Source organism: Streptomyces sp. NPDC051211 (assembly GCF_040689505.1).
Taxonomy (GTDB): Bacteria; Actinomycetota; Actinomycetes; order Streptomycetales; family Streptomycetaceae; genus Streptomyces.
Window position 1 is genome coordinate 14,211 of sequence record NZ_JBFBAV010000060.1, and the last position, 20,664, is coordinate 34,874.

The 20,664-nt window shown below is 72.4% G+C and carries 17 protein-coding genes; 8 read left to right on the top strand and 9 right to left on the bottom strand.

Translation table 11 applies throughout. The annotated features are described in order from the left end of the window. Positions 1-7: 7 nt before the first annotated feature. Together AB0447_RS33505 and AB0447_RS33510 are read right to left on the bottom strand one after the other, a co-directional pair. Positions 8-1,633: a cation acetate symporter gene (locus AB0447_RS33505; RefSeq protein WP_366480684.1), complete on the bottom strand. Its 1,626-nt coding sequence runs from the start codon at positions 1,631-1,633 to the stop codon at positions 8-10. Further along, on the bottom strand, positions 1,630-1,995 hold the full coding sequence (locus AB0447_RS33510) for a DUF485 domain-containing protein (RefSeq protein WP_366480685.1): 366 nt from the start codon (positions 1,993-1,995) through the stop codon (positions 1,630-1,632). The genes AB0447_RS33505 and AB0447_RS33510 overlap by 4 nt, the downstream gene beginning before the upstream one ends. A 256-nt stretch (positions 1,996-2,251) precedes the next feature. On the opposite strand from AB0447_RS33510, the gene AB0447_RS33515 reads away from it, so the two are divergent. Beyond that, positions 2,252-3,784 (top strand): S8 family serine peptidase, encoded by a 1,533-nt coding sequence (locus AB0447_RS33515; RefSeq protein ID WP_366480686.1) that lies wholly within the window; start codon positions 2,252-2,254, stop codon positions 3,782-3,784. Positions 3,785-3,838: 54 nt separating this feature from the next. On the opposite strand, the gene AB0447_RS33520 is transcribed toward AB0447_RS33515, so the two are convergent. The 3 genes from AB0447_RS33520 to AB0447_RS33530 form a co-directional block, all read right to left on the bottom strand. Further along, positions 3,839-4,882 (bottom strand): zinc-dependent alcohol dehydrogenase family protein, encoded by a 1,044-nt coding sequence (locus tag AB0447_RS33520; RefSeq protein WP_366480687.1) that lies wholly within the window; start codon positions 4,880-4,882, stop codon positions 3,839-3,841. A 24-nt stretch (positions 4,883-4,906) separates the two neighbouring features. Then, a complete protein-coding gene (locus AB0447_RS33525) occupies positions 4,907-5,533 on the bottom strand; it encodes a lysoplasmalogenase (RefSeq protein WP_366480701.1) in 627 nt (208 codons plus the stop codon). 80 nt (positions 5,534-5,613) lie between these two features. Continuing rightward, complete coding sequence (locus AB0447_RS33530; protein ID WP_366480688.1) at positions 5,614-6,579, bottom strand: sterol desaturase family protein; 966 nt, start codon at positions 6,577-6,579, stop codon at positions 5,614-5,616. Positions 6,580-6,671: 92 nt separating this feature from the next. On the opposite strand from AB0447_RS33530, the gene AB0447_RS33535 reads away from it, so the two are divergent. Next, complete coding sequence (locus AB0447_RS33535) at positions 6,672-9,767, top strand: NACHT domain-containing protein (RefSeq protein WP_366480689.1); 3,096 nt, start codon at positions 6,672-6,674, stop codon at positions 9,765-9,767. Positions 9,768-9,789: 22 nt separating this feature from the next. On the opposite strand, the gene AB0447_RS33540 is transcribed toward AB0447_RS33535, so the two are convergent. From AB0447_RS33540 to AB0447_RS33555, 4 genes are read right to left on the bottom strand one after another with little or no spacing between them, the layout of a single operon-like run. Further along, a complete protein-coding gene (locus AB0447_RS33540; RefSeq protein ID WP_366480690.1) occupies positions 9,790-11,013 on the bottom strand; it encodes an amidohydrolase family protein in 1,224 nt (407 codons plus the stop codon). Beyond that, entirely contained in the window at positions 11,010-12,314 is a 1,305-nt protein-coding gene (locus AB0447_RS33545; protein WP_366480691.1) for an amidohydrolase family protein, read from the bottom strand. The genes AB0447_RS33540 and AB0447_RS33545 overlap by 4 nt, the downstream gene beginning before the upstream one ends. 10 nt (positions 12,315-12,324) lie before the next feature. After that, positions 12,325-13,209 carry an SDR family NAD(P)-dependent oxidoreductase gene (locus AB0447_RS33550; RefSeq protein WP_366480692.1) on the bottom strand — a complete coding sequence of 295 codons (885 nt, stop codon included), beginning with the start codon at positions 13,207-13,209 and terminating at the stop codon, positions 12,325-12,327. Between the two features lies 1 nt (position 13,210). Continuing rightward, a complete protein-coding gene (locus AB0447_RS33555; RefSeq protein ID WP_366480693.1) occupies positions 13,211-14,008 on the bottom strand; it encodes an acetoacetate decarboxylase family protein in 798 nt (265 codons plus the stop codon). Positions 14,009-14,121: 113 nt separating this feature from the next. Between AB0447_RS33555 and AB0447_RS33560 the strand changes: the two genes are divergently transcribed. The 6 genes from AB0447_RS33560 to AB0447_RS33585 all read left to right on the top strand — a co-directional run bounded on the left by AB0447_RS33560 (position 14,122) and on the right by AB0447_RS33585 (position 20,523). After that, complete coding sequence (locus AB0447_RS33560; protein ID WP_366480694.1) at positions 14,122-14,748, top strand: TetR family transcriptional regulator; 627 nt, start codon at positions 14,122-14,124, stop codon at positions 14,746-14,748. Between the two features lie 161 nt (positions 14,749-14,909). Continuing rightward, on the top strand, positions 14,910-17,585 hold the full coding sequence (locus AB0447_RS33565) for an MXAN_6230/SCO0854 family RING domain-containing protein (protein ID WP_366480695.1): 2,676 nt from the start codon (positions 14,910-14,912) through the stop codon (positions 17,583-17,585). Positions 17,586-17,587: 2 nt separating this feature from the next. Then, the gene (locus AB0447_RS33570) at positions 17,588-18,568 is read left to right on the top strand and encodes a DEDDh family exonuclease (protein ID WP_366480696.1); all 981 of its coding nucleotides are present in this window, start codon (positions 17,588-17,590) and stop codon (positions 18,566-18,568) included. 64 nt (positions 18,569-18,632) lie between these two features. Next, positions 18,633-18,866: a hypothetical protein gene (locus AB0447_RS33575; RefSeq protein ID WP_366480697.1), complete on the top strand. Its 234-nt coding sequence runs from the start codon at positions 18,633-18,635 to the stop codon at positions 18,864-18,866. 93 nt (positions 18,867-18,959) lie between these two features. Next, positions 18,960-19,757: an SURF1 family protein gene (locus AB0447_RS33580; RefSeq protein WP_366480698.1), complete on the top strand. Its 798-nt coding sequence runs from the start codon at positions 18,960-18,962 to the stop codon at positions 19,755-19,757. A gap of 10 nt (positions 19,758-19,767) precedes the next feature. Then, the gene (locus AB0447_RS33585) at positions 19,768-20,523 is read left to right on the top strand and encodes an SDR family oxidoreductase (protein WP_366480700.1); all 756 of its coding nucleotides are present in this window, start codon (positions 19,768-19,770) and stop codon (positions 20,521-20,523) included. Positions 20,524-20,664 lie beyond the last annotated feature (141 nt).

Genomic DNA, 20,664 nt, shown 5'->3' on the forward strand with positions numbered 1-20,664 from the left:
GAGGATCTCAGTGGGCGCCCGTTCCCGTCAGCGAGCGGACCTCGAGTTCCGCGTACTTCTGGGGGTCGGCGGGCTCCTTGGAGAGGACGGTGCCCAGCCAGCCGAGGAGGAAGCCCAGCGGGATGGAGATGAGGCCGGGGTTCTCCAGCGGGAACCAGTGGAAGTCGACGCCCTTGAACATGGAGGTCTTCGGGTTGCCCGAGACGACAGGCGAGAACAGCACCAGGACCACCGACGAGATCAGGCCACCGTAGATGGACCAGAGGGCGCCCTGGGTGGTGAAGCGCTTCCAGAACAGGCTGTAGAGGATGGTCGGCAGGTTCGCGGAGGCGGCCACCGCGAAGGCGAGGGCCACCAGGCCGGCCACGTTGATGTCGCGGGCCAGGGCTCCGAGGCCGATGGCGACCGCGCCGATGACCACGGTGGACCAGCGGGCCGCCCGTACCTCTTCCTTCTCGGTGGCCCGGCCCTTGCGGATCACGTTGACGTAGATGTCGTGCGCGAAGGACGAGGAGGAGGCGAGGGTGAGGCCGGCGACCACGGCGAGGATGGTAGCGAAGGCGACCGCGGAGATCACGGCGAGCAGGATGGCGCCGCCGGTGGAGTCGGCGCCGCCGCCGATCTCCTGGGCGAGCAGCGGGGCCGCGGTGTTTCCGGCCGGGTTGGAGGCGATGATGTCGGCCCGGCTCAGCAGGGCGGCGGCACCGAAGCCGAGGGCGATGGTCATCAGGTAGAAGGCGCCGATGATGCCGATGGCCCAGTTCACGGACTTGCGGGCGGCCTTGGCGGTGGGGACGGTGTAGAAGCGGATCAGGATGTGGGGCAGGCCCGCGGTGCCGAGGACCAGCGCGAGGCCGAGGGAGATGAAGTCCAGCTTCGAGGTCCCGGTGGCGCCGTACTTCAGGCCGGGCTCCAGGAAGGCGGCGCCCTTGCCGCTGTTCTCGGCGGCCTTGCCGAGCAGCGAGGAGACGTTGAAGTTGAACTTCCACAGCACCAGGAAGGTGATCAGCAGGGCGCCCGCGATGAGCAGGACGGCCTTGACCATCTGGACCCAGGTGGTGCCCTTCATGCCGCCGATGGAGACGTAGACGATCATCAGGATGCCGACCAGGGCGACGATCGCGACCTTGCCGGCGTCGCTGGTGATGCCGAGCAGCAGGGAGACCAGGACGCCCGCGCCGGCCATCTGGGCGAGCAGGTAGAAGATCGAGACCACGATGGTGGAGGTGCCGGCGGCGGTCCGGACGGGCCGCTGCCGCATCCGGTAGGCGAGGACGTCGCCCATGGTGTAGCGGCCGGAGTTGCGCAGCGGCTCGGCGACCAGCAGCAGCGCGACCAGCCAGGCGACCAGGAAGCCGATGGAGTAGAGGAAGCCGTCGTAGCCGAAGAGGGCGATGGCGCCGGCGATGCCGAGGAAGGACGCGGCGGACATGTAGTCGCCGGAGATGGCGAGGCCGTTCTGGAAGCCGGTGAACTGGCGGCCGCCCGCGTAGAAGTCCGCGGCGCCCTTGGTCTGCCGGCCGGCCCAGATGGTGATGATGAGGGTGGCGACGACGAACAGCCCGAACAGGGTGATGATCAGCGGTCGGTGTTCGGAGGCGGCGCCGGCCGCCAGCAGGTGGGTGGGGCTCATTCTCCGGCCTCCATGCGGGACTTGATGGCGGCCGCCTTGGGGTCGAGCTTCTCCGCCGCGTGCCGGGAGTACCACCAGGCGATCAGGAAGGTGGTCGCGAACTGGGCGAGGCCGAGGACGAGGGCCACGTTGATGTTGCCGAAGAGCTTGGTCCCCATGAAGCCGCCCGCGTAGTTGGACAGCAGGACGTAGAGCAGGTACCAGGCGATGAAGGCCACGGTGAGCGGGAAGGCGAAGGAGCGGTAGGCGCTGCGCAGTTCACCGAACTCGGGGCTGGTCTGGACGGCTGCGAACTCTTCTGCCGTGGGGCTCGCCGGTTGCGTGTCCGGGCCGCCGGGGGGCGGCGCTGCTTCGGTGGTCACGGGGGGTTCTCCTTGTGACGCGGGTGCGGTGGGGACGACGGACAAAATGACCTCCGTGGGGGGCTGATGGTGCTGATCCCCCCTGCCAACGGCACGGAATCCGTGCGGCGGCGGTTCAACACCCGCTGTTTCTTCCGGATCTGATTTCTCGAACTGATGGCGCAAAGGGGAACGTGGGAGCTAGGTTCACCTGTCATGAACCCGTCCGACGCGACCCGCGTCAGGACGGCTTTTTCACGGATGATGTGGAGAACCCATGGCTCATCTGGGATCCGGCCGCAGGCGTGCCCTCGCGGTGCCCGTCGGCCTGGCCCTCACGGCCTCGCTCGCGTTCCTGCCCGCGGTGACGGCCTCGGCCGCCCCGGCGGCGGACGCCGGCGTCAGCGCGGCGCCGGCAACCGGGCCGAAGCTGTCCTACGTGGCGAACCTGACCGCGTACGGATCGGTCAAGCAGGCCAAGAAGGCGATCGAGCGGGCCGGCGGAACGGTGGTGACGGCCTATGAGCAGATCGGGGTCGTCGTCGCGCACTCCGAGAACCCCGAGTTCGCCAAGGAGCTGCGGAGCCAGCGGCAGCTGTTCGTCTCCGTGGGCGCCACCCGTACGGCCCCGCTGTCGCCGGTGCAGACCACCGAGGAGGGGTCCACGCAGCAGCTGAGCGCGGCGGACGCCGCCAAGGCCTCGGCGCAGGCCGGGCCGGGCGAGGAGCCGCTGGAGCCCAACCAGTGGGACCTGCGGACGATCAAGGCCGACGAGGCTCACAAGATCAACGATGGCAGCCAGGACGTCACCGTGGGTGTCATCGACACGGGTGTCGACGACACCCACCCCGATCTCGCGCCGAACTTCTCCCGTGAGCAGTCGGCCAACTGTGTCGGCGGCGTCGCGGACACCTCCGAGGGCGCCTGGCGTCCGTACGCGGACGGCAGCGACCACGGCACGCACGTGGCCGGCACCATCGCGGCCGCGCGCAACGGCATAGGCATCAGCGGTGTCGCGCCGGGCGTGAAGGTCGCGGGCATCAAGGTGAGCGAGCCCGGCACCAGCCTGTTCTTCACCGAGGCCGTGGTCTGCGGCTTCATGTTCGCCGCCGAGAAGGGGATCGAGGTGACGAACAACAGCTACTACGTCGACCCCTGGCTCTACAACTGCAAGACGGACGACGACCAGAAGGCCCTGGTGGAGGCCCTCGGCCGGGCCACCAAGTACGCCGAGAAGAAGGGCGTCCTGCACGTCGCCTCGGCCGGCAACTCCAACCACGACCTGGCCGGCGACTCCATCGTCGACGACACCAGCCCGGACGACGCCACCCCGGTGCCGCGCACCATCGACCCGAGCATCTGCCTGGACCTGCCCACGCAGCTGCCGGGTGTGGTCACCGTGTCGGCGACCGGCGACAAGGGCCTGAAGTCGTACTACTCCAGCTTCGGCCTGGGGGTCGTCGACGTGGCCGCGCCCGGCGGCGACAAGTGGCAGACCCCGCAGACCCCGGACGCCAACGGCCGGGTGCTGTCCACCGTGCTGGGCGGCGGCTACGGCTACAAGCAGGGCACCTCGATGGCCGCGCCGCACGTCGCGGGCGTCGCCGCGCTGCTCAAGAGCGCCAACCCGTGGGCCACGCCGGCCCAGCTGCAGCGGATGATGAAGGCCCAGTCGGACAAGCAGTCCTGCCCGGACAAGGTCTACGACAACCTGGGCAACCTGATCGACGCCACCACCTGTGAGAGCAAGTGGGGCCAGACCGGCTACTACGGCTACGGCGTGGTCAACGCGCTCAACGCCGTCAAGTAGCACGTGCCGCGGGGGCCGGGCGGGGGATCATCCCCCACCCGGCCCCCGTCACGTTCACGGCGCGATGAGCACCTTGAGGGCGCTGCGGTCGTCCATGGCCCGGTAGCCGTCCGGCACCTCGTCCAGGCCCACCGTGCGGTCGAAGACCGGCGACGGGTCGATGGTGCCGTCGAGCACGTCCTGCAGCAGCTCGGGGATGTAGGCGCGGACCGGTGCGACGCCGCCCCGCAGGGTGATGTTCCGGTCGAACATGACACCGAGGTCGAGGCCGGTGCCGCTGCCGTGGGGGACGCCCACGTAGCCGATGGCGCCGCCGTCGCGGGTGATGTTCACGGCGGTCCGCATGGACTGCTCGGTGCCGACCGCTTCGATGACGGCGTGCGCGCCCTGCCCGCCGGTGAGCTCGCGGACGGCCGCTTCGGCGGCCTCTCCGCGCTCCGCGACCACATCGGTGGCCCCGAACCGCTTGGCGATGTCGGTACGGGCGGCATGGCGGCCCAGGGCGATGATCCGGTCGGCGCCGAGCCGCTTGGCGGCCAGCACCCCGCACAGCCCGACCGCGCCGTCGCCGACCACGGCGACCGTGGAGCCCTTGCGGACGCCGGCGCCGAGGGCGGCGTGGTGGCCGGTGCCCATCACGTCGGAGAGCGCGAGCAGGCCGGTCAGCAGCCGGTCGTCGGAGGCGGCCGCGGCGGGCAGCTTCACCAGGGTTCCGTCGGCGTGCGGGACCCGGACGGCCTCGCCCTGACCGCCGTCGTGCCCGACCGAGCCCCAGAAGCCGCCGTGCGGGCAGGAGGTGAAGAGGCCCTCGGTGCAGTAGTCGCAGGTGCCGTCGGACCACATGAAGGGGGCCACGACGAGGTCGCCGGCGCGCAGGCCGGACACGGCGGAGCCGGTCTCCTCGACGATGCCGAGGAACTCGTGGCCGATGCGCTGCCCGGGCTCGCGCTTGGCCTCACCCCGGTACGCCCACAGGTCGCTGCCGCAGATGCAGGCGCGCAGGACGCGGACGACGGCGTCCCCGGGCTGCTTCACCGCTGCGTCGGGCACCTCCTCCACGCGGATGTCGTGCGGGGCGTGGATGACGGTGGCGCGCATGCGGGTCCTTGGTCCTCGGTGCAGTCAGTGCGGTACGACGTCCCTACCGTACGCCCGGTCGCGCGCCGGGGGCGCACCGGACAGCACGCCCGTGGCCAGCAGGTACTGCGCGGCCAGATAGGTCAGCATGATCCAGAAGTCGGGGCGGGGAAGCTGCGGCCACTCGGCCACGCCGGTGGCGATCAGGGTGTCGGAGAGCAGGAACAGCGCCCCGCCGAGGCCGGCCCGCAGACCGAGCGCACCGGACCGGAAGGCCATCGCGGTGAGCAGCAGGCTGTACCCGGCGACCGGGATGCGCAGGTCGGCCGGCAGGTCGCCCCAGAGCAGCGCGACGGTCCCGAGGAGCGCGGCGCCGTACGCCGCCCCGGTGAGCGGGTGCGCGGGCCGCTTCCCGAACAGCACCAGGTAGCAGACGTGGCCGAGGGCGAAGGAGCCCATGCCCAGCAGGAAGGCGGGCTCGGCGTCGAAGAGCAGGGCCAGGTCCCCGCCCCAGCCGAAGGCCAGCGCGGCCACCAGCAGCCGGGGCGCGCCGCGGGTGAGTACGTAGCCGATGAGCAGCGGCATCAGCAGCGGCTTGAAGAGGGTGTGGCCGAGGTCCCAGCCGGCCAGCAGCGAGCCGAGGTCGAGCGCGGTCGCGGCCCCGAAGCCGATGAGCGCGGCCCGGCCGAGGCGGGCCCGGGGGTCCGGGGCGGGCGGGTCGGCCCAGGAGGGGCCGGCGGGGCGCGGCGCGCTCACGCGGCACGCTCGGGCGCGGCGGCCGACGGGGTTGCCGGCGGCGCGGTCGCCGGGGCGGTCTCGGGGGCCGCCGTAGTCCCGGTCCCGGTCCCGGTGCCCGTGGCCGTGGCCGTCGCCGTCGGGGAGGGGGTGGGGGCGGGCTGCCAGCCGGGCCCGCGGAACACCCGCCCGGCCCGCTCCCGCCAGCTGCGGGCGGCCCGGACGTCGCGGGCGATGGCGGCGTACTCGTGGGTGGCCACCCGCAGCGGGTTGTAGGTGGCGATGTTCTTGGTGAGGCCGTAGACGGGCTTCTCGGTCTCCCCGACCCAGGACCCGAACATCCGGTCCCAGACGATCAGGATCCCGCCGAAGTTGCGGTCCAGGTAGCCGCCCTGGGAGGCGTGGTGGACGCGGTGGTGGGAGGGGGTGTTGAAGACGTACTCGTAGGCCCGGGGCAGCTTCCCGATGCGCTCGGTGTGGACCCAGAACTGGTAGAGGAGGTTGATCCCGTAGCAGAACGGGATCACGGCGGGGTGCACGCCGAGTGCCACCATCGGCAGGTAGAACCACCACGTGGTGGCGCTGGTCCAGGGCTGGCGCAGGGCGGTGGTGAGGTTGAAGTTCCGGCTGCTGTGGTGGACCACGTGACAGGCCCACAGGATGCGGATGACGTGGTGGCCGCGGTGCTGCCAGTAGTAGAGGAAGTCCTGGGCGAGCAGCATCAGCGGGACGGTCCACCACAGGAACGGCACGCGCAGCGGGGTGAGTTCGTAGACGGCCGTGAAGACCGCGACGACCGGAATCTTCCACAGCAGGTCGAATCCGATGCTGCCGAGCCCCATGGTGACGCTCGTGACCGCATCCTTGGTGTCGTACCCGGCGGCATCCTCGTCGGGATGGAGCCGGTAGCTCACCATCTCGATGACGGTGAGCAGGACGAACGCGGGTATGGACCACAGCACGACATCGGGCAGGTTCGGCATGTGCGCACCTTAGGGGTGGGTTCCGGGGTGCCGCTAGGGGTTGTTACCGATCAGTATCCGTTCGGGTTACCGGCGGTACAAGGGGAGGGTGCATGACGGGGCTGGAGACGGTGGTCTTACGCACGGCAGGAGCGGCCGCTGCCGCACTGGCCCGGTCGAAACTGGGGCGGGTCCCGGGCGCGGGCCTGGCGGGCGATCCGGCCCGGCCGGCCCCGCGGTGGCGGCGCCGGGACCGGGTGGGCCCGGAGGAGGTGCGCCGGCTCACCGAGACCCTGGCCGGACGGCTGGGCCCGGCCGCCGCGGAACTCGCGGCGCACGAGCGGGAGGCGGCACTGGTCGCCGTGCACGACGCGTTCGCGGCGCTCGGCGGCGCCCTGGACGCGGACGCCCTCTTCGCGGCGGACCTGGATCCGGCGGCCCTGGCGGCCAGGCTGGAGGTCCCGCCCGCCGCCGGCCTGAGCGCGCCCGCCGAGGCCGCCTGCCGGGACCTGATCCGGCTGTGCTGCGTCCACGCGGTGGAGTACCTGACGACCCTGCCGGGCTTCGGGGCGCGGACCGATGTGGAACTGGTGCGCCGGACCGGCGAGTTGGCCCGGGCGGTGGACCGCCTGGCGGACCGCTCCTCCGACGGGGCGGCGTACGCCTTCGAGGAACGATACGCGCGGTACGTGGCCCAGGCCCACGGCCGGCTCCAGCTGTTCGGCCTGACCACCGGGCGGGCCCGGGAGGAATGGCCGCTGGACCTGGCGTACATCAGCCTCATGGTGAGCGGCGAGCAGCAGCAGCTGCTGCTGCCGGGCGAGCCGGGTCCGCACCAGACCACCGTCAAGGCGGAGCAGGCGCTCGCCGGGGCGGACCGGGTGCTGCTGCGCGGCCCGGCCGGGTCGGGCAAGAGCACGCTGATGCAGTGGCTGGCGCTGAACGCGGCCGGGCAGGCTGCCGGGCCGTGGAGCGCCTGCGTCCCGTTCGTCCTGCGCCTGCGCTCGTTCACGACGGCCGAGGCCCTGCCCCTGCCGGAGGAGTTCCTCAAGGCATCCGGCGTGCCCCTGTCGGCCCCGCCCGGCTGGGCCGAGGAGCTCATGCTCAGCGGTCGCGCGCTGGTCCTGGTGGACGGGGTGGACGAGGTCCCGCAGCGGCTGCGCACCCGGACGGAGACCTGGCTGCGCTCCCTCGTCTCCGCCTTCCCGAAGGCCCGGTACGTGGTGACCACCCGGCCGTCGGCGGTGCCGGAGGACTGGCTGGCCGGGCAGGGGTTCACTCCCCACTCGCTGCTGCCGATGGAGCGGGAGGACATCGGGGCGTTCGTCGCGCACTGGCACCGGGCGGCGCGGGCGGAGGGCGTCCTTCCCGGGGAGGACATGGACGCGTACGAGGGCTCCCTGCTGGAGGCGGTGCGCAGCCGCCGGGACCTGGGCCGGCTGGCGACCAACCCGCTGATGTGCGCCCTGCTCTGCGCCCTGAACCGGGACCGGCGCATGCAGCTGCCGCGGGCCCGCAAGGAGCTGTACGACGCGGCACTGGACATGCTGCTGGTCCGGCGGGACACGGAGCGGGAGATCGGCGGCGTAGAGGGGGTCTACCTCACCCGGGACGAGCAGGTCCTGCTGCTCCAGCGGTTCGCGTACTGGCTGATCCGCAACGGCCAGGTGGAGGCGGGCCGCGACGAGGCCGTCGAGCTGGTGGACGAGTGGCTCACCGCGATGCCGCAGGTGCGGGAGCAGGGCAGCGCGGAGCAGGTCTTCTCGCACCTGCTGATCCGCAGCGGGCTGCTGCGCGAGCCGGTGAAGGGCTCCGTGGACTTCGTCCACCGCACCTTCCAGGACTACCTGGGCGCGAAGGCGGCGGTGGAGTCGCGGGACTTCGGTGTCCTGGTCAAGAACGCGCACGACGACACCTGGGACGACGTCGTCCGCATGGCCGTGGGCCACGCCCGGCCCGACGAACGGACCCGCATCCTGCGCGGCATGCTGCGGCGCGCGGACAGGGTCAAGGGCGTTCGCAGCCGCCTGGTGCTGCTGGCCGCGGCCTGCCTGGAGCACGCCCCGGAACTGGACCCGGCGATCCGCCGCGACATTCAGTCCCAGACTGCCGAACTGCTGCCACCGCGGACACCGGAGCAAGCGGAGGTGCTGGCCAGGGCGGGCGAGCTCGTCCTGGAGCTCTTGCCGAGCCCGGCCGGGCTGACCGAAGTCGAGGCCGCCGCCTGTGTGCGGACGGCCGCGCTGGTCGGCGGTCCCAGGGCGATCGGCGTCATCGCTCGCTTCCGTAGGGACACCCGCCGCGACGTGCGCTGGGAATTGGCACGGAGCTGGGACTCGTTCGACGCCCAGCCGTACGCGGACGTGGTGCTGGCGGACGCCTCGCTGGGCGTCACCACGCTCATGGTCCGCACTCCCGAACAGCTGGCCGCCTTCGCCGCGCTGCGCCACATCGAAAGCGTGCAATTCAGCGAGATCGAGGCGGTACCGGCGTGCCTGGCCAATCTGAGGCAGTTACGGGTACTGATGCTCTTCCGCAGCGGGCTGACGGATCTCGCGGCGCTGACCGTCCACCAGGAGCTGGAATTCCTGGGCCTCTACAGCTGCCCGGGGCTCGTGCAGCTGAAGTCGCTCGCGGACCTCCCCCGTCTCGCATCACTGGTACTGACCGACGTGCCAAGGGAGTTGGAACTCGCGCCGCTCGCGGAAGTGCACACCCTCCGCTCCCTGGCGCTCAAAACCCCGACGAAGGTGGAGCGGGTCTCGGCCCTCCCCGCTCCGAAGACCCTCAGGAGTCTCAGTCTGCTCCGCCCCGGCATCCGTCTCGATACCCTGGAGCACTGGCCGGTTCTGGAATCGCTGGCCATCAGCGGGCCTGAGCACCTGCGCGCGCTGACGGCGATGCCGCCGCTGCCCCGGCTCCGAACCCTCAAGCTGCTGGACAACGCGGACCTGGATCCCGGTTGCCTGCTCGGCCTGCCCCAGCTGGCCGAGCTGTACCTGGGGAATTGCCACTGCCCGGAAGGTCTGGCCGAACTCCGAGGCTTCCCCGGCCTACGGCGCTTGGCCCTGACCGGCCATGGCGGCAGCCACGACCTGACTCCCCTTGCCGATCTCGACCAGTTGACCATCGAGATCGGTTCGAAAGTTCACGTCGACGGTCTCGACCGGATCCCGCCGGAGCGGATCAAGTACCTGAGCCCCTTCTGATCCGCTCGGCGGGACCGCAAGGTCACCAGACCCGGACCGACCCCCCCGGGGCGAAGGCCGGGCTGGTGGCGCCCGGGGGGACCGTGGTCAGGGGCTCGGCGATCTCCGAGACCAGGGGGCCGTGCTTCGCGGCGAGGGCGTCGAGCAGGGCCAGGTCGAAGCCGTACACGCGGGCCGCGTTGCCGCCGACCATCGCCGCGACCTCCTCCCGCGGCAGCCCCGCGTACGCGATGCGCAGGCCCTCGCGGGAGAACGGGGTCGTGCCCTCGTCGTGGGGGTAGTCGCTGCCCCACATGATCTTGTCGAGGCCGATCCGCTCCCGCAGCGGGACCTCGTGGGGGCGCATGAAGCTCGCCCCCACGAAGCAGTTGTCCCGCCACACCTCGCTCGGCCCCCGGCCCATCGAGGCCGCGAGGCCCGCGCCGAACTTGGACTCGGCCGTGGCCGAAGCCGCGACCAGGCGGCCGTGGTAGTAGTCCAGCATCTCCAGCACGCCCGGGATCCAGCCGGAACCCTGCTCCGTCAGCACCAGCTTCAGGCCCGGGTGGCGGTGGAAGGCGCCGCCGAAGACCAGGTGCCACAGGGCGCGGTGGGAGAACCAGGTGGTCTCCACCATGAACACGGCGCGGGCCGCCGGTTCCTCGCCCAGCGGCGGGGACGCCGAGCCCCCGTGGTGGTTGACCGGGACGTCCAGTTCGGCGCAGACCGCCCAGATGGGGTCGTAGGAGGCGGAGTACAGCTCGGGGACCGGGGAGCCGGGCGGGACGCCCGGGAGGAGGATGCCGCCGGTCAGGCCGGCCTCCCGCGTGCGGCGGATCTCCGCGACCGCCGCGTCCACGTCGTTCAGGAGGATCTGGACCACGCCGGCCCGCCGGCCCGGCGCGTCCGCGCAGAAGTCGGCCAGCCAGCGGTTGTGGGCCTGGAGCCCGGCCCAGCGCATCGCGTACTCCGCGGCCGTCGGGGGCTGGGCCATCAGGGAGGCGTTGGGGAAGAACGGCGGGATGGTGTTGGGGAAGAGGACCTCCGCCACGATGCCGTCCGCTTCCAGTTCGGCGAGCCGGCGCGCCGAGTTCCAGTTCCGGTCGGCGGTGTCCGCGAGGAGGTCCTCGTACGGGTTCACGTACGTGGCGGCCCAGGCGTCGAAGTCGTCGTGGTACCGCTTCTCCAGGTACGGCTTGTAGTCCAGCAGGTCGGCGCCCGCGTGGCAGTCCGCCGAGATGACCGTGTAGCGGTCCTCGCCCGTCATGAGTCCACCCCCAGCACCGGGAAGTCGTGGCCCGTCAGCCAGTGCCGGCCCACTTCGCGCGAGCGGGCCCAGGAAGCCTCGACCGCCGCCTGGTCCGGGGACTGGCCGAGTTCCGCCGGGGTGGGGCCGATCCGGTCGGCGATCGGGGCCAGCTTGGCGGTGTCGAAGCCGAAGACCTCCGCGGCCGCCAGGCCCAGCATGCGGCGCGTCTCGGCCACCGGGATGTCGTGGAAGGTGTTCTTCAGCCACTGCCGGGTGTTCGGCCAGGTGCCCTCGGGGTGCGGGAAGTCCGAGCCCCAGAGGATGTTGTCCACGCCGATCTCGTAGCGCTGCGCGAGCTCGCGGCGTTTGGTGTTCGTGGCACAGACGAACACCTGGCGGTCCAGGTACTCGCTCGGCGGGCGCTTCAGCTCCGCGAAGGGGGAGAGCTTCTTGCCGCCGTGGGCGCCGAGGTAGAGGCGGTCCATGAACCACAGCTGGTTGGGCAGCCACCAGCAGCCGGATTCGGCGACCCCGAACTTCAGGCCGGGGTGCCGCTCGAAGACCCCGGACCAGAGCAGGAACCACAGCGGGCGGGCCGGCCACCAGGTGACCTCGGAGACGTAGATGCCGAGGTGGTCGCCGTACTCGTGGCGCGGGGCCGCCCCCGAGTGGGTGACGATCGGCATGGCCGTCTCGGCGGCCGCCGCCCAGACGGGGTCGTAGCGGCGGTCGTGGTACGGCGCCCTGTCCACCCACATCGAGGGGATCATCAGCGCGCCCAGGCCGGACTCCTTGGCCCGGTGGATCTCGGCGACGACCTTGTCCGGCTCGCCGGTGATGGGGAGGAGGGCCACCCCGCAGTGGCGCTCGGGATTCTCGGACACGAACTCGGCGAGCCACCGGTTGTGGGCCTGCGCGCCGGCCATGCCGAGCTCGGGGTCCTGGTCCCCGGAGAGCCCGAGGCCGACCCCGAAGGGTGCGGCGGTCTGGCTGTCGACGGCGTCCGCGTCCGGGAAGACGACCTCGGCGGCCACCCCGTCGCCGTCGAGTTCCTTCAGTCGCTGGGTGGTGTCCCAGCCGCCCTTGAGGCCCTCCTCGTGGTCGTGGAACCACTTCTCGGCGAAGGCCTCGTTGCGGACGCCGAGCCGGGTGGCCTCCTCGCGGCGGGCGTCGCGCTGGCCGAGGAACTCGTCGAACTGGGGGTGGAAGCGGGAGTCCAGGTAGGGGCGGTACCGCTCGGTCGGCAGGCCCGCGTGGCAGTCGGAGGAAATGATCAGGTACGGGTCTCGGTTCGGTTCTTCGTGGGCACTCGCGTTCACGTGACGCTCCTCAGTCGAGGATGAAGCTTTCGAGGTAGGCGGGGTTTGCGCGGTCGAGCATCGACTGCGACCGGGCCCGGATCTGCCGGTCGCTGTGTTCGCTGTCCGGGAGCATCCAGAAGCGGTCGGCGCGGATGCCCTCGACCACGTGCTCGGCGACCTCCTCGACCGGGGTGAAGAGCACCTCGTGTCCGGCCTGCTTCATGGCCGCCTCGTACTGGTCGAGGCTGCGGTACGGGGTCTTGCGCGGCCGCTGCTTCGCATAGCGCTCGGGCCGGTTGCGGTGGGACTCCCACAGTCCGGTGCGCAGCATGTGCGGGCCGGGGAAGAGGACGCTCGCTCCGACGGCGGCGCCCTCGGCCCTGAGGTGGGCGTACAGCGACTCGGTCATGGTGACCACGGCCGCCTTGGTGACGGCGTACACGGAGGCGGTGGGCAGCGGGGCGATGCCGCCGTCGCCGGAGGAGGTGTTGACGACGTGGCCGGGGGCGCCGCCCGCGATCATGCGGGGGACGAAGGCCTGGATGCCGTGGAAGACGCCCCACACGTTGACGGAGAAGGCCCATTTCCAGTCGTTGGGCTCGTGCTCCCACATCCGGCCTTCGGCGCCCGATCCGACGCCCGCGTTGTTGCACAGGACGTGCACCGCGCCGAAGGCGTCGTAGGCCGCGTCGGCGAGGGCGATGACGGAGTCGCGCTCGCTGACGTCGACGGTGCGGGCGAGGATCTCGGCGCCGTCGGCGGTGAGTTCCTCCGCGGCCTCGGCGAGGGCGCCCTCCTCCACGTCGGCGAGGACGACCTTGAGGCCTTCGGCGGCGAAGCGGCGCGCCATGGCGAGGCCGATGCCGCCGGCGGCGCCGGTGACGACGGCCACCTGTCCCGGTTCGAGTCGCATGTCAGACGCTGCCTTCCGGAGGGCCGTCATAGGCCTGCTGGGGGTCGTCGTAGCGCTGGTGGATGTACGGGAGCAGGGCCTGGGCGCTGACCCGTTCGACGGCCTTGCCCTTCTGGTCGGTGGTCTTCTCGCCGATGGTGATCTCCACGATCCGGCGGACCGGGAGGTCGGCGACCGGATCGAACATCGACTCGCGCAGCACGATGTCCCCGGTGACGTGCTCCAGCTTGCGGACCTTCTCGTTGCGGGTGCAGTGCACCAGCACGGGGTCGGCGTCGAAGCCCGAACCGTCCACGGCGGGAAGGAACTTGAAGTAGAAGTCGGTCTTCTGGGCGGGTTCGGGCAGTGGCAGTGCGCGGTCGACGGCGCCGCGCACCTCGACGAAGGCGATGCCGTGCCGGGCGAGGGCCGCGGTGACGACCAGGCCGTCGCGGGCGACGGTGACCTCGCCGAGCTTCTTCGGTTCGCCGAACACCTCGCGGCCGCCGACCAGGGCCCGCTCATGGGTCATCGGCATGACCAGCGGGTACCAGCCCTCGACCCCGCCGTGCCGGGCGGCGACGGCCACGGACCCGGCGCCGAGCGGGTAGCCGGGCAGGTCGACCTTGCTGATGTTGGCCCGGACCAGGGGCCGCTCGGCGGGCTTGAGCGGGGGCGGCAGGACCGCCGCCACCACGTCGGGGTCGGTCTCCCAGACCGCCACCACGCCGGTGGACCAGATGTCGGGGAGCTTGGAGCTCTTCTCGCGCGACGCCGCGATCTCGGCCTCGGTGCGCGCGCCGTACCGTACGCGTGCCATGTCCAGCACCACCCTTCGGTCGGTTCTGTAACACAGTTACACCGCTGCCGATGAAGGGTAAAGACCCCTGCACGCACCAGAACTGACGTTCCGACAGATTGGTGGCCCAGCTCATGGCGAGGAACGCGCTGACCCGCGAGGAGGTACTCCGGGCGGCCGCGTCCCTGGTCAAGCAGCACGGCCCGGCCGCCCTCACCATGCGCAAGCTCGCCGCCGAGCTCGGCACGGCCGTCACCTCCATCTACTGGCACGTCGGCAACCGCGAATCCCTGCTCGACGCCCTGGTGGAGCGGACCGTCCAGGACATGGGCGCGATCCTCCCCACCGGCCGCACCCCCGCCGACCGGATCCTGTCGCTGGCCCGGACCCTGCGCCGCGAACTGCGCGAGCGCCCCCACCTGATCGCGATGGTCCACGAACGCGGCCTCACCGACCGGATGTTCCTGCCCGTGCAGCAGGCGCTCGTGCACGAGGTGCACGCCGCGGGGCTGCGCGGCGCGCGGGCCGCCGACGCGGTGCGCGCGATCCAGTTCCAGATCATCGGCTTCCTCCTGGTCGAGCGCAATCGCGAACGCTCCCCCGCCCAGTCCCCCGCCGAGAGCGAGCTCTGGGACCCGGCCGCCGCCCCCCACGACCCGGCGCTCGCCCGCGCGCTGGCCCGCCCGGCCGATCCGGAGCGGATCTTCCTGATTTCCGTACGGGCCCTCGTCTCGGCCCTGCTCGCGGCTCCGGGCAGATAGCGGGGCGGCAGGTATTCGGCTTGCCCGTGGACACGCCTCCGTGATGGGATCGGTTGTACGGGGGCGGCTCCCCGGCGTGCATCCTTCTCCTTCCTTTACAGAAAAGATCCCGCGCGCCCACTCTCCGCCCCCGTTTTCGTTTGCGGAGGGGAATCAAAGCTGTGTCTGCCATCGAGTCCGTCCTGCTGCGCCGGCTCCAGAGCGTGTACGTCGACCTGCCGCCGGCCGCCGCCTCGCCGGGCCGCGAGGGCGTGCGGCCCCTGGAGGGGGAACTCCTGGAGCGCGGCCACGCCCTGAGCCCGGAACTGCACGCCGCGCTCAGCATGCTGGCGCCGACCGACCTCGCCGAGGCGCGGCTGCGGCTGCTGGCCCTGGTCGACGGGTTGATGGGCTCCGACCGGGTGCACAGGCCGCTCTTCCGCCGCTTCCCCTTCTCGATCCCGCACGACACGGAACGCTGGTACGTCGACCGGGTCTTCGCCCTGCTGCTGCAGGCGCCCGCGCAGCCGTGCGTCCTGTGCGGCGAGACCGGCACGGTCCACCCCGTCGCCCCCTGTGCCCACCTCGTCTGCCGGGCCTGCTGGGACGGCGCCGACTACACCGGCTGCCCGGTCTGCCACCGGCGCATCGACCCCGCCGACCCCTTCCTGCGTCCCGACGACCGTGCCGCCCGCAAGGCCAAGGGTCTGCCCGCCGGCCCGCTGCGGCTGCTCCGGCTCGGCACCGACCTGCCGGCCGACTGCGGGCGGACGATCGCCTCGCTCCTCGCCCGGCAGACCCCGCTCTCGCCCGAGGACCGGGAGGATCTGGCCCTGCTGCTCTCCCGGGCACCGGCCGGCCTGGACTGGCTGCCCGCGGAGATTCCCGTACGGGAGACCAAGGCGCTCGTACTCGGCACCCTGCTGCGCGGGTGGCGGACCCAGGACGCCGCCCGGCCGCTGCTCGCGGCGCGGCTGACCACCGCCACCGATGTGCTGCGGCTGCTCGCCGTGCTGTCCGGCGGGGACGCCGGGCTGCTGCCGCTGCCCCGGTTCAGGGGGATCGGCCGGCCGCTGCGCCGGGAACTGCTCGGCGTGCTCGACGCATTGCCCGTACAGAACCTCGTCGAGGACGTGCTGCGGCATCCGACCGCGTGGAAGCGGGCCGCCGAGACCCTGCACCCCTTCGAGCGGTCCGCACGGCACCCTCGGGCCGCGCTGGCCTTCGCCGTCCTGCGGGGTACGAAGGTGACGCCCGGCACCCCCTTCGGGGCCGCGCTGCTGGAGACCGCCTCCGCGCACCCGGACGCCGTGCGCGTGGACGGCGACCGGATCCGGCCCGCCACCTGGGCCGGACGGCTGGAACAGGCCCTCGCCGAGGCACCGCTCGACGAGGGGCGCCTCGGCGACGCCTGCACGCTGGCCGGGCAGCGCCCCGGCGAACTGGTGCGCCGCCTCGACCACCTGCTCCGGCTGCACGAGGGGGACCTGCTCGTCCCCGAGCTGGAGAAGGCGCTGGCGCGCGGGCTGCCCGCGGTCGGCGCCGGCCCGCTGCTGTCCGCGCTCGGCGCGCTGCGGGTGCGCGCGGAGGACCGCACCGGCTCCCGCCGGGTGTTCTTCCCGCGCGGTCAGGTCGCCCACGCCCAGTCGGTGACGGAGGTGCGTCCGCCGCTGCCCGCGCCGCTCGTCGCCTCCGTCGTGGCCCTGCTGGAGGGCGAGGTGCTGCGCCGGTTCGCGGACACCGGCGGCGAACCGTACGACCTGGCCGTCCTCGACTCGGGGCTGGCGGACCTCACCGTGCCCTTCACCGAGCGCACCGCCGCCAAGGCCCTGGTCGCCGTACCGCGGGGCAGCACGCAGACCCTGCCCGAGGGCGAGGTGCTGCGGCTGTTCCTGCACTGGACGGAGCCGGCCGGCAACCGCACCGACCTCGACCTGTCGGTCGCCTTCTTCGACGGCGACTGGAACTTCACCGGACTGTGCGACTACACGGAGCTCACCCACGGCCCGGACCGCGCGGCCGTGCACTCGGGCGACCTCACCTCGGCGCCGGCGCCCGACGGGGCCACCGAGTACGTGGACCTGGACCTGGCCGCGCTCGCGCGGCACGGTGACGCCTTCGCCGTCCCGCTGGTGTTCAGCCTCAACAACGTGCCCTTCGACGCGCTGCCCGATGCCTTCGCGGGCTTCATGGCCCTGCCGGCGGACGGCCCGCGCGACAGCTCGTACGATCCGCGCACCGTGCGCCAGCGCTTCGACCTGGCGGGCGAATCGCAGGTGTGCATGCCGATGGTCGTGGACCTGGCGGCCCGGCGCGCCCTGTGGGCCGACGTCCACCTTCCGCCCGCCGCCGGCTTCCAGAGCGTGCGCGCGCACGGCGGCCGGCTGGCCGCCGTGGCCTCCGACGTGTGGGAGCACTTCGGCTCCGGGACCCGGGCCACCCTGTGGGACCTGACGCTGTGGCGCGCGGCCGCCCGGTCCCGCGAGGTGACCGTGGTACGCCGAACCGTCAAGCAGGGGATGTTCGACGAGCTGTGGCTGCACCGCCGCCGCCCGGACGAGGACGTGGCCGGCTTCGCCGCCAGGATCGGTGCGCTCGACGATCCGGAGGAGCGGTGGGCCTGCCGCGACGCCGACGCGAAGGCCGCCGAAGACGCCGCCGGGAAGCGGGTGTTCCTCGCCCTGGTGCGCGCCGGTGTGGCCCCGCAAGGGGCTTCGGGGACGGCGTACCGGCTGTTCCCGGGGGCTGCCGAACTGCCCGGGTCCTTCGACCGGGTGAGCGCCGGGGAGCTGGTGGCGGAGCTGGGCCGATCCGGCAGCGGGGCCACGGCTGTCAGTCCGGGCCCGTATCCTCTGTGACCATGCTCGACGACCGTACGACCGCAGACACGACGTGGCCGGCCGCGTACCCCAGGGGGTACGCGGTCGTCGACGTGGAGACCACCGGGCTCGCGCGCGACGACCGGATAGTGTCCGCCGCCGTCTACCGGCTCGACGCGCAGGGCAACGTGGAGGACCACTGGTACACCCTGGTCAATCCGCAGCGGGACCCGGGCCCGGTCTGGATCCACGGCCTCACCAGCGATGTCCTGGCGGACGCCCCGCTCTTCAAGGACATCGCCGAGGAGTTCGCCGGCCGGCTCGCGGACCGGGTGCTGGTCGCGCACAACGCCATCTTCGACTGGCAGATGATCGCCCGCGAGTACGCGCGGGCCGAGGGGGCCGCGCCGGTCCGTCAGCGGCTCTGCACCATCGCCCTGTCGAAGGAGCTGAACCTTCCGCTCCCCAATCACAAGCTGGAGTCGCTGGCCGCCCACTTCGGCGTGGTCCAGCAGCGCGCCCACCATGCGCTCGACGACGCCCGCGTCCTGGCGGAGGCCTTCCGTCCGTCGCTGCACGCGGCCGCCCGGGACGGCGTACGGCTGCCGCTGCTCGAATGCCGGCCGCTGACGGAATGGTCGGACTCCCCCGCCGCCCCGCGGGTCGGCTACCAGTCCTCCTACGGGCACGGCAGCGCCGGCAGCTGGCGGCCCTCCCGCAAGCGCCCGCCGTGCCCGTACCCGAACCCCGGCCGGTTCGAGGACGGCCGGGGACTCAAGCAGGGCATGCGGGTCGCCTTCTCGGGCGACACCTCGGTGGACCGGGAACTGCTGGAGGACCGGGCGGTGGAGGCCGGACTGCACGTGGCGACGAGTGTGTCCCGGCTCACCAGCCTGCTGGTGACCAACGACCCGGACTCCGCCACCTCCAAGACGGTCAAGGCGAAGGCGTACGACACCCCGGTCGTCGACGAGGCGGCCTTCACACAGCTGCTGCGGGACGTGGCTCCGGCAGACGGGTGAGCCTCGGGCGACTCGCCCGGCACCCGCTTTCCCGGCCGGGCCGTCCGGTCCCACCCTGTGGCGCATGGCACGTTGTGAGGTCTGCGGAAACGATTACGGCATGTCCTTCGAGGTGCACGCGCAGGGCGCCGTGCACGTCTTCGACTGCTTCTCCTGCGCCATCCACCGCATGGCGCCCATCTGCGAACACTGCCGGGTCCAGATCATCGGGCAGGGCGTGGACGTCGACGGCAAGTGGTTCTGCGGAGCGCACTGCGCCCGCGCGGAGGGAAAGGTGGGCATCGTCGACCGCGTCTGACTCCCCTCTCCGCTCCTCCCCCCGACCTTCTCCGGGCCCGGGCGGGCCCACCCGCCCGCCGGGGCCCGCCGCGCGCCGGGTACCGTCAAGGGCGTGTACCGCTTTGTGCTGACCCGGCAGTGGGTGTGCCTGACCCTCGTCGCCCTCGTCCTCATCCCCGCGATGATCAAGCTGGGGTTCTGGCAGTACCACCGCCATGAGCGCCGGGTCGCCCAGAACGCACTGATCGAGGCCAATCTGACGGCCCCGCCGAAGCCGGTGACCGAGCTCACCTCCCCCGGCCACCGGGTGCCCCGGGCCGACTACTGGCGGACGGTCACCGCCACCGGCGTGTACGACACCGCCCACGAGGTCGTGGTCCGGATGCGGACCGACAACGACGACAAGGTCGGCTTCCACGTGCTCACCCCGCTGGTCCTCGCGGACGGCCGGGCGGTGCTCGTCAACCGCGGCTGGGTGGCCGGCGACGGCGACCCGCGCGCCTACCCGCCGGTGCCGGCCGCTCCGGCCGGCCAGGTCACCGTCACCGGCCGGCTCAAGGCGGACGAGACCAGCGGCAGCAGCGGCATCAAGGACCGCAAGGGCCTGCCGGACCGGCAGGTGATGCTGATCAACAGCGAGCAGCAGGCGGAGACCCTGAAGAAGCCGGTCCTCGGCGGGTACATCGAACTGGCCGAGCCGGTGCCGGCCGACGGCAGCCCGCAGCCGGTGGGCAAGCCCGACCACGACTCGATCGGCGCGCACATGGCGTACGCCGTGCAGTGGTGGCTGTTCGCCGCGGCGGTGCCGGTCGGCTGGGTGGTCCTGGTGCGCCGGGAGAAGCGCGACCGCGAGGCGGCGGCCGCGAAGGCCGCAAGTGCCGGGGACCCGGAGCCGGTCACGGCCGCGTAGCGTGTAGGGCATGGATCTTGGACTGAAGGACCGTGTCTACGTCGTCACCGGAGCCACCCGCGGGCTGGGCCGCGCCGCCGCACGGGAACTGACCGCCGACGGCGCGAAGGTGGTGCTGACCGGGCGGGACGCGGGACGGGCGGCGGAGGCCGCGGCCGCGCTCGGCCCGAACGCGGTCGGGGTGGCCGCCGACAACTCCGACCCCGCCGCGGCCGGACGTCTGATCGCCGCGGCCCGTGAACACTTCGGCCGGTTCGACGGCATCCTGGTGAGCGTCGGCGGCCCGGCGCCGGGCTTCGCCGCGGACAACACGGACGAGCAGTGGGCGGCCGCGTTCGAGTCCGTGTTCCTCGGGGCGGTCCGGCTGGCCCGGGCGGCCGCGGCGGAACTGGGCGAGGGCGGGGTGATCGGCTTCGTCCTGTCGGGCTCGGTCCACGAACCGATCCCGGGCCTGACCATCTCCAACGGCCTGCGGCCGGGCCTGGCCGGCTTCGCGAAATCCCTCTCGGACGAACTGGGGCCGCGCGGCATCCGGGTGGTCGGCCTGCTGCCGGCCCGGATCGACACGGACCGGGTGCGGGAGCTGGATGCGCTGTCGGGCGACGCGGAGGCGGCTCGCGCCGCCAACGAAGCGCGGATTCCGCTGCGGAGGTATGGGACGCCGGAGGAGTTCGGGCGGACGGCGGCGTTCGTGCTGTCGCCTGCGGCGTCGTACTTGACGGGCATCATGCTCCCCGTCGACGGCGGCGCCCGCCACGGCTTCTAGCAAAGCCGACGCCCGCTGCGCGGGGCCTTTCCCCTCCCCGCCCCTTCCCGTAACCGGGCTCTGCCCGGACCCGGTCCTCAAACGCCGGACGGGCTGGAAAATCCAGCCCCGCCGGCGTTTGAGGCGCGGGGTCTGGGGCGG